The organism is Candidatus Poribacteria bacterium, from assembly GCA_026706025.1.
Classification (GTDB): domain Bacteria; phylum Poribacteria; class WGA-4E; order WGA-4E; family WGA-3G; genus WGA-3G.
On record JAPOZO010000026.1, the window covers coordinates 90,258 to 104,714 of the forward strand.

General features: G+C 48.1%; 13 protein-coding genes. 3 read left to right on the top strand and 10 right to left on the bottom strand.

Translation table 11 applies throughout. The annotated features are described in order from the left end of the window. Nucleotides 1-48: 48 nt before the first annotated feature. Both OXH00_05745 and OXH00_05750 read right to left on the bottom strand, forming a co-directional pair. On the bottom strand, nt 49-1,110 hold the full coding sequence (locus OXH00_05745; GenBank protein ID MCY3740504.1) for an LptF/LptG family permease: 1,062 nt from the start codon (nt 1,108-1,110) through the stop codon (nt 49-51). Nucleotides 1,111-1,186: 76 nt separating this feature from the next. After that, nucleotides 1,187-2,389: an LptF/LptG family permease gene (locus tag OXH00_05750; GenBank protein ID MCY3740505.1), complete on the bottom strand. Its 1,203-nt coding sequence runs from the start codon at nt 2,387-2,389 to the stop codon at nt 1,187-1,189. A gap of 307 nt (nt 2,390-2,696) precedes the next feature. On the opposite strand from OXH00_05750, the gene OXH00_05755 reads away from it, so the two are divergent. Next, complete coding sequence (locus OXH00_05755; protein MCY3740506.1) at nt 2,697-3,182, top strand: hypothetical protein; 486 nt, start codon at nt 2,697-2,699, stop codon at nt 3,180-3,182. Between the two features lie 144 nt (nt 3,183-3,326). Here the strand turns inward: OXH00_05755 and OXH00_05760 are convergent, their stop codons facing one another. From OXH00_05760 to purD, 7 genes are all read right to left on the bottom strand, one after another. Continuing rightward, nucleotides 3,327-4,391, bottom strand: coding sequence for a tagatose 1,6-diphosphate aldolase (locus tag OXH00_05760; protein ID MCY3740507.1), 1,065 nt, complete (start codon nt 4,389-4,391; stop codon nt 3,327-3,329). Between the two features lie 111 nt (nt 4,392-4,502). Beyond that, nucleotides 4,503-5,567, bottom strand: coding sequence for a polyprenyl synthetase family protein (locus OXH00_05765; GenBank protein ID MCY3740508.1), 1,065 nt, complete (start codon nt 5,565-5,567; stop codon nt 4,503-4,505). Nucleotides 5,568-5,825: 258 nt separating this feature from the next. Continuing rightward, nucleotides 5,826-6,062: a hypothetical protein gene (locus OXH00_05770; protein ID MCY3740509.1), complete on the bottom strand. Its 237-nt coding sequence runs from the start codon at nt 6,060-6,062 to the stop codon at nt 5,826-5,828. A gap of 1 nt (nt 6,063) precedes the next feature. Continuing rightward, the gene (locus tag OXH00_05775; protein MCY3740510.1) at nt 6,064-6,870 is read right to left on the bottom strand and encodes a glucose 1-dehydrogenase; all 807 of its coding nucleotides are present in this window, start codon (nt 6,868-6,870) and stop codon (nt 6,064-6,066) included. A gap of 24 nt (nt 6,871-6,894) precedes the next feature. Beyond that, entirely contained in the window at nt 6,895-8,094 is a 1,200-nt protein-coding gene (locus tag OXH00_05780) for a VWA domain-containing protein (protein ID MCY3740511.1), read from the bottom strand. A gap of 58 nt (nt 8,095-8,152) precedes the next feature. Further along, nucleotides 8,153-8,671, bottom strand: coding sequence for a DUF2250 domain-containing protein (locus OXH00_05785; GenBank protein MCY3740512.1), 519 nt, complete (start codon nt 8,669-8,671; stop codon nt 8,153-8,155). A gap of 12 nt (nt 8,672-8,683) precedes the next feature. Further along, the gene (purD, locus tag OXH00_05790; GenBank protein ID MCY3740513.1) at nt 8,684-9,958 is read right to left on the bottom strand and encodes a phosphoribosylamine--glycine ligase; all 1,275 of its coding nucleotides are present in this window, start codon (nt 9,956-9,958) and stop codon (nt 8,684-8,686) included. 352 nt (nt 9,959-10,310) lie between these two features. Between purD and OXH00_05795 the strand changes: the two genes are divergently transcribed. Together OXH00_05795 and OXH00_05800 are read left to right on the top strand one after the other, a co-directional pair. Next, nucleotides 10,311-10,997, top strand: a complete 687-nt coding sequence (locus OXH00_05795) for a hypothetical protein (protein MCY3740514.1) — start codon at nt 10,311-10,313, stop codon at nt 10,995-10,997. Between the two features lie 59 nt (nt 10,998-11,056). Then, a complete protein-coding gene (locus OXH00_05800) occupies nt 11,057-13,066 on the top strand; it encodes an acetylxylan esterase (GenBank protein MCY3740515.1) in 2,010 nt (669 codons plus the stop codon). 98 nt (nt 13,067-13,164) lie between these two features. On the opposite strand, the gene OXH00_05805 is transcribed toward OXH00_05800, so the two are convergent. Then, complete coding sequence (locus OXH00_05805) at nt 13,165-14,388, bottom strand: ammonium transporter (GenBank protein ID MCY3740516.1); 1,224 nt, start codon at nt 14,386-14,388, stop codon at nt 13,165-13,167. Nucleotides 14,389-14,457: the final 69 nt, after the last annotated feature.

Below are 14,457 nucleotides of genomic sequence, written 5' to 3' on the forward strand. Positions count from 1 at the left end.
CAATCCCCCTTATCAGGGGGACTTTAAGAGGAAACGCGCAAGTTCTATTTATTTCGGTGTACGCCAGATCAGGATGCTTCCGACGGCAGCATACAGGATGTTCGCCCCCCAACAGGCAAGAAATGGATGGAGTTTGCCGTTTTCACTTAACCCTTCAAGCGTAGCGAAGGAAAGTGCCCAATAGATGAAAGAGAGGAAAAAAGCGATGACCAATCCAGCAAAAAACCCTGCTCTACCAAAACGGATGGCAATTGGCGCGCCGAGCATCACAACGACAACAGCCGCGAACGGGTAAGCCGTCTTATGATACAACTTCACCTGTTCCTTGCGTGAAATCTGACCTGCCTCCCGTTTATAGGCGATCTGCTCACGGAGTTCCTTGATAGTCATTGCCCTTGGATCCTTCTGACTCCCGATAAAACGGGCAGGGTCTTCGTGGCGTTCAATCGTATAGGTATCAAAAGTTTCGTAATCAACCTCAACGCCTTGCTTAAAATGGCGGATGTATCCATCGGTGAGATCCCAGTGCGTGGATGTCCATGTCGCGGATTTCGCAAAGGTTATGCGGTCAAGTTGATCTTCAGCGTCATATTCATAAATCGTCAGTTGATTGATTTTCTGGGCATCTAAGGCGACTCGCTGCGAGTAAAAAACGCGATTATTTTTCCCTCTGAAGACAACATTTCTGCCGCGCTGAGGTTTCACCTTATTTTGCAAGAGATGTGCTTCATGAAAGGCAGGAGACGCAACTCGGTTGTAAAAAATAGCGAAGAGTCCACAGATAATGAGTGTCACAATTAGGATAGGTGCAAGGAGTCGGTAAACGCTTATGCCACCAGCTTTCATCGCTGTGAATTCGTTGCTCCTAACCATCCGTCCGAGCGTAAAAAAGACAGCGACAAAACCAGCAATCGGCACCATTTCCATAATCCGGCGGGGTGCTTGATATAAAACAATCTTAACAGCGGTGATATAAGAGATGTCGTCTTCAAATTTCTTCAGGTCGTAGTCCAACAACCGCACGATGACAATCAACGCGATAAAGAACACGAGACCGACAACAAAGGCTCTGAGGTATTCGCGAAGCAGGTACCGGTCAAGAATGTTCAAGGCATGCATCCTACATCAATATTTTTAAGATCTTGCGCGATTAAAAACTTTGCAGACATACAGTGCGAAGCCTCGATTAAAATTCAGCTTTCCTACTAACGACGAGTGGTAACGTGCTGTCACGGTCGCGCCACGCATGAATCTTCCCTTCGGCGATAACCCAGAAGTTAAATCCAATCCCTAACACGCCGATTACAATATTGGGTAGCCACATAGCAAAGGCTGGCGACAAGGTGCCATTTATGCCTGTATTCTGACCAATCTGGAGCAGCAAATAGTACAGCACAATTACCGCTAAGCCAAGCCCAAAACCGAGCATTCTACCGCCCTTTTTCACCATCAATCCCAGCGGAATACCTATTACACCGAGTACGAGGCAGGCAAAAGGGATAGAGAATTTCTTGTGGTATTCAACCTCAGCAGAACGAATTTTCCGGAGGAGGTAGTCCGGGTTGTTACTGTTTGGGAGCGTGGATTTCAATTTCCCGATGAACGCACTGAGTTGCGAAATGTGCATTGAACGCGGGTTCTGGTTCTGAAACGCACTCCGTTCAAGATCTTCGGTCAACTGGAGCGCGAGTTGTTGTTGTTGAAATTTTGTTACACGGAACTCGTCTAAATTGCCGGTCGCGGGTTCATAAGTGAGTCCATCGTAAAGCGTGAGCATCGCCCTACCGTTTTCAAAACCGAGACTGGCTTCTTGTGCGTCGCTGAACCGCGGACGCCCACTCCAGATATTATCCCAGATTCTGACGTTCAGCATGCGTCCACTTTTTTTATCTGTAGATTCGTACATCCAGAGTTTACCTTCATTCTCTAACTCTTTCATGACGGTGGCTTCCTCTAAAACGAACGCCGGTTTGTGCCTGCGAATATCACGTTGGAGAGAAGCATAAGCAAGGTTTGCCCGTGGTAGCGCGTAGTCTATCAACACAAGATCACCAACGCTCAGCACCACTGCGATCCCTAAAAGCGGCAACATGAGCTGATGGAAAGCGATGCCGTGTGCCTTCATTGCGATAATCTCATTATCAGTAGAGAGCCGTCCAAGTGCCAGCAAAATAGCCACTAAAGCTGCCATCGGAATGGATAACACCACCGTCGCTGGCATCACATAGATGAGCAGCTCGAGAAGATACAACGGACTGACCCCTTTCTGCACAAACAACTTCGTCAACCGGAACAGGTCATTGAAGATGAGCATGAGGGTGAAACAGATGAGTGCTATTATGAAAGGTGGAAAAAATTCTTTGAGGATATACCGTGCTAATATTCTCATATTTCTCGTGTAGCCGTAAAGTTTTGCTGTAAGATGCCTCAACAATTTTATCGGTTTTATTTACAACCTGGCGCGTATTCTTATTTCTGTTAGTTGGTTTATGCCGAAAAAACCTTCACTGCTTTATTAGTGGGTTTGTGCCGAAAAAACCTTTATTTTTTCTAACACGCGGGTTATCAGTTAGATTCTGTCTAACGGTTTCCCGCAAACTAACAAGTTGGCGATAAAAAAGATCAATGCGTAATGAACCGTCCTCATTTAATTTGAAATTACGTTCCAGAGATGTTATTATATCACTATGACACTTATGTTAGAATCAATTCAACTTACATCTGACGATCTCAAAGATGAAGCAGCACGTCATGCCTCTGCGCAAGAACTCTACTCTCCAACCGCCCCGAAGCCGCCCGTTGCACAATTCGGTTGGCGCGACAGATGGTGGTTGAACAACTCAGCAGCACAGCAAGTCGCTATTAATTACTGGTTCTTTGAATCGCATGACGAAGCACGCACAGCAGCTGATGAAGGTAGACTCCGACTCGCAGCACAAACCGTGTCGAAATTTGGCGGATATGAATCAATCTATCAACCGCCACCGAATGACGAACACGGACTGGGTGATGTGGTATGGCAGGCTGGTGCGAATTTCTTGTTCGTTCAACAGACCGTCGTTGTGCTGGTAGCGGAAATTGGAGGGCGAGTTTCCGAAGAAACGACCCTCCGCATCTCCCAAATGATCCTTGAGAAAATCAACAATGCAGTTACCAGCCATCAGTTATCAGTCGTCAGTTAAGAGGTTTTCTGTCCGCAGATGTCTTTTGGTAACTGTCAGCACCGCAATTTGGTAACGACGATTACCAAGGGATAACCTACAACCAGACACTGAACTGAAAACTGGTAACCGATAACTATTTCCGCGTTCGCCAATCTGCCCGACCTAATAGTCTTGATACCATGTTGCTGATTGCTTTGCAACTTGAACGTTTTCGGGACCACCGAATTGGCGATGCTCAAACCACGGTAGCGCGTTTTCCGCTGCAGCGTTTGCGTTCCTGAAGTTCGTCGTCGCTTCGTTGTCAAGGAATTTCTGAACTGCGTCGGTATCAGGATAGTATTGGACAGCATCTTTCCAGATGGCGCGTCCACAGAGGAAACCACTTGCCCCAGCACCGGCAGCGAGATTGACGTTCTCAATAAACTCCTCAATATCCACACCCGCACTGAGAATCACCCACGGTAACGTTGAAGCTTCGTCTAATTTCTCGCAGATTTCCTTCACTTCAGCGAGTTCATACGCTGATTCTCCCGCATAAAAACTGGCGTTTTGATAATCCTGGGTGTATTTTAGGTCGGCAGGGAATTCCAATTTCAGGATGTCCACCTTGTAACTGGGATCTGTGAACTCCTCAACACTCCTAATAACAAGATCCGGTTTCTGCTTAGCGAACCCAACACTCTTCGCCGTCCCTTCGAGTGCGTAACTGACCAATTCTAACAGAAACGGTAGATCTTGTTTTTCACACTCGTCGCCAACATGACGAACAAAGGCTTGCTGATGCTTGAGCGTTTCCGAGGAAGCATCGGGGTGGTAGTAGGCAAGAAGTTTAATAGCATCTGCGCCAGCACGTTGTGCCTTTGCGATGCTCCAGTTTTCAATCGGATTGGAAAGCCGTTCGTTCTCGCCAACGCCTTCGCTGACATAGCCTGATTCTTCATAAGCCAGCAGCAGGGCGACATCCCGCGGGATCTCGGTAATGGAATAGGGATGACCGTAAATCGGGTCAGTGAGAACTGCGGTGGCATTCGCGGAAAGGACGCGAGTGATTAGCGTTTTGAGTGCAGCGACATCTTCATATTGGACATCTGTTTTGTCCTTGTTCAGGGCATCTGCGAGTGCTTGTACCATCGAGCCACGCTGATCAATCGCCATCATTTTAAAGCGCCCATTCGCATCAGCGAGTTTCATGATACCTCGCAATTTTCCAGAGGAAATATCGTTCATTGAATTCTCCTTTTTCAGTGGCTGTCGGCTATCAGTCTTCAGCAGTCAGTTTTAAAAGGTTTTCGTTTAACAAACACCTTTTGTTACTGACTGCTGACCGCTGACGGCTATTTAGTATTCCCGCTCAACGAAAAAATGGATTAAAGATAAAAACAGCTGCTTTGCTTGTCCATTATGGAGGTGGGCAAAATTATTCTCAAACCTTCCAGCAGCTTCTCGTAACAGTGCTTGGGAGCGACGTTGCGCGTATGTAATAGATTTATATTTCAGCATCAACTGGAGGACACTCTCGACCTCCGCCTCCGTTTTTTCTTCACGCGGACGTGCCATAATGTCAATCACATGCTGCGCTTCGACAGCGGTACAGGCATTGATAAGGTGGATGAGAACGAGCGTGCGTTTGCCCTCACTAATATCACCAGCGATCTCTTTTCCGTACCTACCCACATCACCGATGAGGTTCAGCACATCGTCTTGAATCTGGAAAGCGATTCCGATTTCTTTACCGAGTTCGACAAGTCCATCTATTTCCGACTCACTCGCGCCGCCGATAATCGCCCCGACACGGCATGGCGTGATGCAGGTATACCAAGCGGTCTTTTGTATACACATCGTCAGGTAGTCGTCTTCAGCGAGATTCCATCGGTTATCGCTAACCCAACTCAATTCGATGTGCTGCCCCTCAACCACTTGATTACTAAGTTGTATAAATTCAGATAAGATACGGAAAGCGAGCTCGTGCCCAAGAATTTCCGTGTTTCGGTGCAGCATTTCCCACATCTTGCAGTGGAGCGCATCACCGACATTAATCGCCATCGGAATTCCGTGCTTTTGATGAAGGCATGGCTCACCTCTACGGAGTTCGGAACCGTCTTCAATATCATCATGGATGAGGAGCCAATTCTGGAGGAGCTCAAGTGAGGCAGCAGTATTGACGGCGCGCTGTGGATCACCACCAAACGCCTCACACATAAGCATGCAGAGCGCGGGACGCAACCCTTTCGCGGCGCGGCGCGGGTAGTCTAACATCATCTGGTACAACTGATGCACATCCGGGTGCTCATGAGCCGTCGGGAGAAAATCAAAGATACAGGCATCAACCTTACTTTTAATGTCGCTGAGGTATGTAGTGACAAGGTGCTTCGTCGGTGAGATATCTTGTCCGGTTTTCTGCATTACTTCCCTTACATTTTGCGCCGTTCTCTTATTTCACTCAGCCCTCCTATGTTGCCTCGGGTCCCTGAGCACAAACACAAGATTCCATCAAGCGTCGGTTTACAGATTTTGCTTTAAAATTATACCACACTCTGCGGCGAAAATCAAATTTTTCGGTAAGCAAGGATGTGTAAATATTTTGTCAAAAGGGAGGTGCCAAATCGGGGTTAGAAACCCCTTCTACAATAAGCCCTTCGACGCTTCTCGTTCAGGATGCATCTACGCTTCGTCTAAATCAATCGCGACGAATCGGTATCCGAGCGGTTTTATCCGTTCAACCAAGGTTTCTCGCAATTGGAGGGCACGCGCAAATTGGGCATCCGAGACCTGTATCCGTAAAACAGGATCGTGGTCAAAGAGCGAAACATCTTTAATCTGGAATTCGTGGAGGATCTGTTCGATTTGCCTTAATGCTGCAGTACTGTCATCTTGCAGTGGATTGTTATCTTTTTCCATCTCAGGAACGCCGCCTCCAGTCACTACCCGCCATGAACCCACCATCAACAAAGACCATCTGCCCCGTAACAAAGTCGGAAGCATTAGATGCGAAGAAGATTGTCAAGCCTGCCAAGTCTTCAGGTTCGCCCCACCGATAGGCGGGAGTCCGATTGAGAATCCATTCATTTCGACCGTCCTCACGTGCCGGAGCAGTCATCTCCGTCCTGATAAAACCGGGAGCGATGCCGTTCACCTGAATGTTGTGTTCCGCCCATTCCACGGCGAGAAGTTTTGTTAATTGGAGCAGCCCACCCTTCGCCGCTGTGTAGGCGACACTCGTCGGTAATCCGATTGCTGAGGTGAGCGATAAGGTATTGATGACCTTGCCTGACTTCTGATCTTTCATGACATTGCCACAGGCTTTCGCGAGAAAGAACGCGCCTTTTAGATTAACATCCGTGACGAAATCCCAATCCGCTTCGGTAAATTCCAGTGCGGGGTTACGGACGTTGACGCCGGCATTGTTGACGAGGACATCAAGGCTGCCGAAAGTTTCTACGGTCTGTGCAACAAGTGCGTCAATTTCCGCAAGATTGCTGACATCCGTCTGAATAGGCAGAATCTTTTTGCCGGTTTCATTAGCAATCCGTTCAGCAATAGGTGTCAGCGTCTCTATTTCTCTGCCTACAATCACGAGATCCGAACCAGCACCGGCAAGTCCTTCCGCCATAGCAAGCCCAATGCCGCGACTCGCGCCGGTAACGAGGCTCACCTTACCGTCCAATTGAAATTGCTGGATCATCCCTGTAGCAGATTTTTGATTCATGTTTTACTCCAATCTCAGATTTGATTATTCGATTGGCCCATCCGGTTCGGTTAATTCAGCCAATCGCTGAGTCCCAATAACCTTTATTTTTCCATTGTGTTCTTCAGCGAGAGAGACAAGCAGCTGGGCACCGGCAGAACGTTTCAGATCAATCTCAAGTGCAACAACATAGATAGCAGCGTTGTTGTGGTTCCCCTCACGCACAACATCAAGGATCTTCTGTGTGTTTGTCTCAATATCATATCCACCAACAGTAGTGGGAAGACCATCTGTCACCAAAACAATAACAGACGGATCCAATGTCAGCGCACCTTCAAGCGCGGCAAGGATGTTAGTCCCAACATTGGACTGAATGCGTTCAGGTGTAAATCTATCCAAATATCTCAAGGTCCGTTCTATATTTGCGGCATTCGCGGGTAGCATTTCCTTATGCATAGTGCTCGCCTGTGTAGAAAAGGCCACCACGTTCAAGGTATCCTCGTCGCCGAGCATAAGCACAGAATCCTTGAGGGAGTTAACGGCCAATTCCAGTTTATTAAGGCCCGCTGCCTGCATACTTGCCGACACATCAAGACAGTAAACGACATTTTTGGGACCGCCGAATTCATTGAGGAAGTCGATGATACCGAGGCGGTCAGAGGTGCCGGACTTTCCACCGCCGCCGAGAAGTCCATCACCACCACCCTGACCGTCGCCACGGAAGCGCCCCATGCCATCGCCTTTCGCTGGGACTCTACCTGTAACAATACCGCGTCCATCGGTCTGTCCAGGTTGTGCGATTAACCTACTGAGGTTTGAGGCTTCCGCATCGCGCAACTCGGCATCCGTCATGACATCTGGAACAATCTCACTCAAGGGTGCTTTGTTGACTTCCACGTCTTCGAGGACAACGCGCGGACTGAGTTTGACGACTTCATCCATCTTGTTCCGAGCGGATTCAATCCTCTTTTCCATTGCATCTCTGGCGAGTTGCTGGCTTGGATCATACACTTTTTTCGTGAGTGGCGGTTTAGGTTTCTGCTTTCGCTTCTTAGGTGCCTCTGGATCATTGAGTAAGTCAACCGCAAGCATATCCTTATCTTCCTGGGCAATCTGATTTATCGGCAAAAACAGGTAAACAATAACGATAATCAAGTGTAAAATAAGGGATAGTAAAATGACAGATCGCATCCGATTTTTACGGCGTTGTGCGTCAATTCGCCAATTCAACAGTTGATTTAACACGGTTCAGTCCTCCCCGTTTTGTCTCTTTTGATGGATATATCTTGGTAATTTGTGGTGTCTATGTTTCCGATGCAATCTGTTTCTTTTCAAAAGCCTGAATCCAGGTTTTACCTTCCGGTGTTAGTTCGTAGTAGGTATGATTGCGGTGCTTAATCCATTTGCCTTTGACGATATTCTTACGATAGTGGATGATACGTCCTTCAACGCGTTTCAAGCCGCCGAGTCCTCTCAATTTTCGGTGCCGTTGGTGCATCTCCGCAAGTGGAATTCTTAAGGCTTCAGCGACAACAATAGAGTAATCCATTCCAAATTCTTGATGGTGTTTTAAAATAAAATAATCGGTCTCATCAAGTTCATCGAATTCAGGCGCGATCGTAACGGAATCCGCCGAACGCTCGGTTGCCTGAATCTCATCCCAAGCGACTGCTAATAACCGCTCCGGTCGTAAACCTTGCACTCCGTTACAAGTTGTGTGATGGACCGCGATAGTACCATCTTCCTTGAAATAGCCGGTAATTGGATCGTTCTCTTGCGGGAGACAACACTTAGCGATCTTATAGGTGAGTTCAAGCGTCATATTTCTCTCTCGCTATAATTTCTCTAATGCCCGATATCCGATGTCGCTCCGTGCATGTGCCTTATCAAAGTGGATAGCAGATACACCTCGATACGCCTGTTGAATCGCCTCGTGTAATCCGTCAGCAACAGCCGTGATCCCCAATACTCGACCACCAGCCGTGACAATGTTTTCACCATCGTGTTTTGTGCCAGCATGAAAGACAGTAACGCCTTCAATCGCAGCGGCATCTCCAAGACCTGTAATAATCTCATCTGTCTCGTACGGGTCGGGATACCCACCAGAAGCCATAACGACACACGCCGCTGCCTCATCGTGCCATTGCACGTCAGCGTGCTGTTCAAGGGTTCCGTCAATGCAGGCGATGAGCAGCGGGACCAAGTCGCTTTTGAGGCGAGGTAAGAGGACTTGTGCCTCTGGATCCCCAAAACGGCAGTTGAATTCGAGTACTTTTGGTCCGGCATCCGTAATCATCAATCCGACGTAGAGTACACCTTTGAAGGGACTGCCGATAGCCGCCATCCCATTGACGGTCCGGTAAACGACGTGCCTCATGACATAGTCGTGCAATTCTGGCGTGATAACAGGGGCGGGAGAATACGCGCCCATGCCACCGGTGTTCTTACCCGTATCACCATCGTGTGACATCTTGTGGTCCTGTGAACTGACAAACGGGAGGCAGTAGGCACCATCGGTGAGGACAGTAAAAGAGGCTTCTTCGCCGATCAATTCTTCCTCAATCACAACGCTATTGCCTGCGTCGCCGAATGCCCTATCCACCAAAATCGTTGTGACAGCTTGCAACGCCTCTTTGAAGGTACGTCCAGGGATAACTCCCTTTCCCGCAGCGAGTCCGTCTGCCTTGACAAAAACCGGTGCATTGTGATCTTCGATATAGGCCATCGCTTTTTCGATGTCCGTAAATGTACGATGTGCTGCTGTAGGTATTCCGTTTTTCTCCATCAGCTGCTTGGCAAAATCTTTACTTGCTTCGAGCCGTGCTGCACGTTTATTGGGTCCAAATGCTTTAAGCCCGTGTTCTTGAAAGATATCAACGATGCCTTCAGCCAACGGATTTTCAGGGCCGACAATAGTCAACCCGATATTTTGAGACTCTGCCCAGTCTGCCAAATCAGTAAATCGGTCAGGCATAGGGATAATTTCAGCGATTTGTGCGATGCCAGCATTACCGGGCGCGCAATATATTTTTTTGACGCGTGGACTCTGGGCAAGTTTCCAGACGAGTGTATGTTCGCGTCCGCCTTGCCCGATAACCAGAATTTTCATGCCATATATCCTTTTTGATTGTATTGTATCATAAAATGTTCGGAAAATCAAGTATTTCAATTAATTCCTGTTTCCGTCTGAATCACAGATTACACGGATTACGCAGATGACGCGGAAGGATATTTGCTGTCAAATCAACATCTCATGCGCGCAGACATTCGGGATAGATCGGGGTTACAAACCCTCACCCAAATATAGGAAACGCCCAAGACTAAAAATTTTACACACCCACCTGCGACGACTTTAATTTGACAAAGCACACGCAACCTGCTATACTGGACGCGATTTAATTCACGACTCACGTAAACAACCGTGCCACAGTGAAATGGATCGTGGTAGGAGGAAGCAGCCTATGCGCTATTTGCAAGGTATTATTACATGGATTGATTCATTGGAATCTGGCAGACAATTTCGGAGTTGGGCTGCAATTCTCCTCAAAATTCTTGGGGTGGCAGTCTTAGTCAGTATTAGCGTGTGGGGTATTGTAGTCTGCGTTGATACGATAGGTACGAGCAAAGACTTGGAAATGATTCCATCGATTCTCGTCATCATTGGATCAATCTTGGAAGTTTGTATCAACGTCATCCTTGCTACAGTCCTCGCCATGCTGTTTTGGAACAGATCCAATAAAATCAAAACACTCGATAATGACCCGCAGTTCATTTTAATATTTATTGTGGTTATCACGGTCCAACTGTTTGGCGAAGTAAGTTTTCTTGGACTCATCGGGACAGGAGTTCAAACGTTGGTAGCTTCAATTTTCGGATCCGGGATTCCGAATTTCTGGGAACAGACAGGTATTTCTGTTCAGATATTAGGTGAAGGAGAACCTCTCAATACCTCTCTGCTCAAGCAGGGAGAAGATATTAACTTGATTTCAGGTGTAATTTTGTTTTTCGTCTCTGCTTTCTCTGGGACATTGTTATTAATTGTTGCTTACTTCATAGCAGAAGAGATCAACGGACTTGCCAGCATAGCGGAGAGTCTCAATAATATAGAGACGAAATTGGTAGATGAGGAACCTGCTTCAGATACTTGACCCACTCCGTCGCCAAAGCACGGAGCCCTGACAGTAGATTACTAACGGAGGAATTAATAATGGCTGAACAACACCATGAACTCGCTCACGTTTTTACTGAGGCTTCACAGGGTGTTAACGACGCACGCGGCGGCACTCCCCGTGATCTGAACACACCCTATACCTTTCCCGGTTATACCAAAGCAGAATGGAATGAAAAAGCTGCGGCACTGCGTCAGCAGATTCGCGTCGCCAACGGCTTAGTTCCAACACATGAACCGACTCCGCTAAATGCCGAGATCTTCGGAAAAATTGAGCGGGAAGATTATAGCGTGGAAAAGGTCTATTTTGAACCCTTTCCGGGCTTCTTCACAACCGGAAACCTCTATCGTCCCCTTGGGAAACCCGGTACTTTTCCGGGCATTGTAAGTCCCCATGGACATTGGGGGCGCGGTAGACTTGAAAATATTGAACGCGGTTCAATTCCGGGGCGCTGTATCAACTTCGCGAAACACGGATATGTTATCTTTGCCTATGACATGCTCGGTTATAACGATAGCGGCAAACAGATTGAGCACCACTACGGCGGAGCACACGAAAGTCTCTGGGGCCTGAGTGCGATGGGACTTCAACTCCAGAATAGTATCCGTTCCATTGACTTTTTAGAGAGTCTACCGGACGTGGACGATGAACGCATCGGTTGCACAGGTGCGTCGGGGGGTGGCACGCAAACCTTCATCTTGACAGCGGTGGACGAACGTATCAAAGTCTCGGCACCCGTCAATATGATCTCTGCGACGATGCAAGGCGGCTGCATCTGTGAAAACGCTCCGAACCTCCGCTTAGATGCAAGCAACCTTGAAATTGGAGCATTGATGGCACCACGCCCACTCCTACTCGTTTCTGCGACAGGCGACTGGACAGTGAATACACCGACTGTTGAGTATCCCGCCATCCGAAGCATTTATGCCCACTTTAACGCAGAAGACAAGGTGCATCAGGTTCAGGTAGACGCAGAGCATAACTACAATAAAGAAAGCCGCGAGGCTGTATATGCGTGGTTTGCTAAATGGTTTTTGGGCGCAGAAGACGCTTCCGCGTTTAAAGAGATCCCATTTGAAGTTGAGCCAGATGATGATTTACTAGTCTTCGCGGAACGCGAAATGCCTACACACGCGTTAAAACAAGATGGATTCCTACCGGCTTGGATAAACCGTTCTGAACAAGCAATCGAGAAACGAAAGCCGAAAAATGACGCTGAACTCCAGAGTTTCAACGGAGAATTAGGTAGTGGGTTGGAATATGCGCTCGGATTACAGATTCCAAAAATCACGGATGTAACGCTTGTTGAGCCCAAAGGCGCGTTCCCAACAACCTATCAGACAAATTTATCCGCCAGACATCTTGTTATCGGCAGAAAAGGTATCGGTGATGCCATTCCTGCTATCCTATTTAGTCCAGAACCGCAGGTCGGACACGATCCTATAGTGCTTATCGTTCATCCAGAGGGCAAAGAGAAGTTAATTGATTCAGAGACAGGGAATCCGTTACCCCTCATTACGGACTTGCTCAGCGCGGATCGGAAGGTGCTACTCATTGATGTCTTCGGAAAAGGCGAACACGGCAATTATGAGAGACCGGAAGATACTGCTTATTTCACCACCTACAATCGGACAGCTGCTGCACTCCGTGTGCAAGACATTGTTACAACGCTACGCTGCTTTACAAACAGAGGTGATGTTTCAGAAGTGAACCTGATCGGAATAGGCGAAGCGGGTTTATGGAGTTTGCTGGCAGCCGGATTTACGGATGTTAAGAATGTGGTTGTAGATGCCGCAGAATTTGATAATAGCAGCGACGATGCTTTTTGGGAGACCTTGCCGATACCGAGTATCCGCCAAGTCGGAGATTTTCGGACAGCAGGAACACTTGTCGCCCCTCGCCCCCTGATTATTCACAACACCGGTAGTGCATTCGATACGACATGGCTTACTGAGGTTTACGGTAATATCGGAGCAAGCGAACTGTTGTATATAGAAAAAGACCGGCTGCCTGACGCAGAAATCGTCGCGCGAGTCACGACAGCATAATCAGGGAAAATATAAGGGCGGACACCCTACAGCGTCCGCCCCTACATTTTTATATTTATGCGCAATTTGTAACCGCGCAAAATTACGAAACAGATTGTCTATGAAAGGTTGTATCCACGCTCGTTGTGTTGGGAAAGGTCAAGTCCCATCCGTTCGTCATCTTCTTCAACACGCAAGCCGACTGTGGCATCCACAATTTTGAGGATGATAAACGAAAGGATTCCACTCCAAGCAATGGTGATGATAATGCTGAGCAATTGTGCCCAGACCTGTGTCCCTATTGTCATACCTTCAGCCAATCCGTTACCACCTAAGCCCTTAGCAACAAAAACGCCAGTCAACAAGGCACCAACAATCCCACCAATACCGTGAACACCGAACGCATCCAGAGAATCGTCATAACCGAGTTTTGCTTTCAGACTCGTAGCACCCCAGAAACAGACGACTCCAGAGACAAGCCCGATAGCGAGCGCGCCAATCGGTCCGACAGAACCCGAAGCAGGCGTAATAGCGACCAAGCCAGCGACGGCACCTGTTACAATACCCAAAGCACTCGGTTTGCCATGTTTTCCCCACTCAACGAACATCCACGCGACCGCAGCGGTGGCAGTTGAGATCTGCGTAACGAGCATCGCCATGCCTGCTGCGCCATCAGCAGCAACAGCACTACCGGCATTGAAACCGAACCAACCTACCCAAAGCATTGACGCACCGACGACGGTGAGCGTTAAACTATGGGGCGGCATTGCTGTTGTTTGGTAACCGATCCGCTTCCCGACCAAGATAGCAGCGACTAACGCCGCAATCCCTGCGTTAATATGAACAACATTTCCACCTGCGAAATCCAGTGCGCCGATAATATCACCAAATAGCGATCCGTCGCCGGACCACGCCATGTGGCAGAGCGGTGCGTACACAATTATTGACCACAGGATAGAGAAAATTAGCATCGCCGAGAATTTCATCCGTTCAGCGAACGCACCAGCGATCAATGCGGGTGTAATAATCGCAAATGTCAACTGGAAGGTAACAAAAACAGTTTCGGGGATAGTTCCAGAGAGTGAGTCTACACCGACACCCTTCAGAAACATGGTGCCAAGTCCACCAACGAAAGAATTGAGGGTAATCTTCCCTGCTTCCATACCAGCGGTGTTGAAGGCGAGACTATAGCCGCAGATTATCCACACAATTGTAATCAACCCTGTCAACGCAAAACATTGCATGAGTACAGAGAGTACATTTTGGACGCGCACTAAGCCTCCATAGAAGAGCGCGAGTCCAGGGATAGTCATAAAGAGCACAAGCGCAGTTGAGGTGAGCATCCAAGCGGTATCGCCAGAATCAGGTGCTGTTGCATCTTGTGCCATCGCCAAACCCGGCACGCCACACAG

Bases quoted from the DNA above. Each gene is read 5' to 3' on its own strand.
- OXH00_05750 (MCY3740505.1), bottom strand. From the start codon at position 2,389: ATGAGAATATTAGCACGGTATATCCTCAAAGAATTTTTTCCACCTTTC.
- OXH00_05755 (MCY3740506.1), top strand. From the start codon at position 2,697: ATGTTAGAATCAATTCAACTTACATCTGACGATCTCAAAGATGAAGCA.
- OXH00_05760 (MCY3740507.1), bottom strand. From the start codon at position 4,391: ATGAACGATATTTCCTCTGGAAAATTGCGAGGTATCATGAAACTCGCT.
- OXH00_05765 (MCY3740508.1), bottom strand. From the start codon at position 5,567: ATGCAGAAAACCGGACAAGATATCTCACCGACGAAGCACCTTGTCACT.
- OXH00_05770 (MCY3740509.1), bottom strand. From the start codon at position 6,062: ATGGAAAAAGATAACAATCCACTGCAAGATGACAGTACTGCAGCATTA.
- OXH00_05775 (MCY3740510.1), bottom strand. From the start codon at position 6,870: ATGAATCAAAAATCTGCTACAGGGATGATCCAGCAATTTCAATTGGAC.
- OXH00_05785 (MCY3740512.1), bottom strand. From the start codon at position 8,671: ATGACGCTTGAACTCACCTATAAGATCGCTAAGTGTTGTCTCCCGCAA.
- purD (MCY3740513.1), bottom strand. From the start codon at position 9,958: ATGAAAATTCTGGTTATCGGGCAAGGCGGACGCGAACATACACTCGTC.
- OXH00_05795 (MCY3740514.1), top strand. From the start codon at position 10,311: ATGCGCTATTTGCAAGGTATTATTACATGGATTGATTCATTGGAATCT.
- OXH00_05800 (MCY3740515.1), top strand. From the start codon at position 11,057: ATGGCTGAACAACACCATGAACTCGCTCACGTTTTTACTGAGGCTTCA.
- OXH00_05805 (MCY3740516.1), bottom strand. From the start codon at position 14,388: ATGCTCACCTCAACTGCGCTTGTGCTCTTTATGACTATCCCTGGACTC.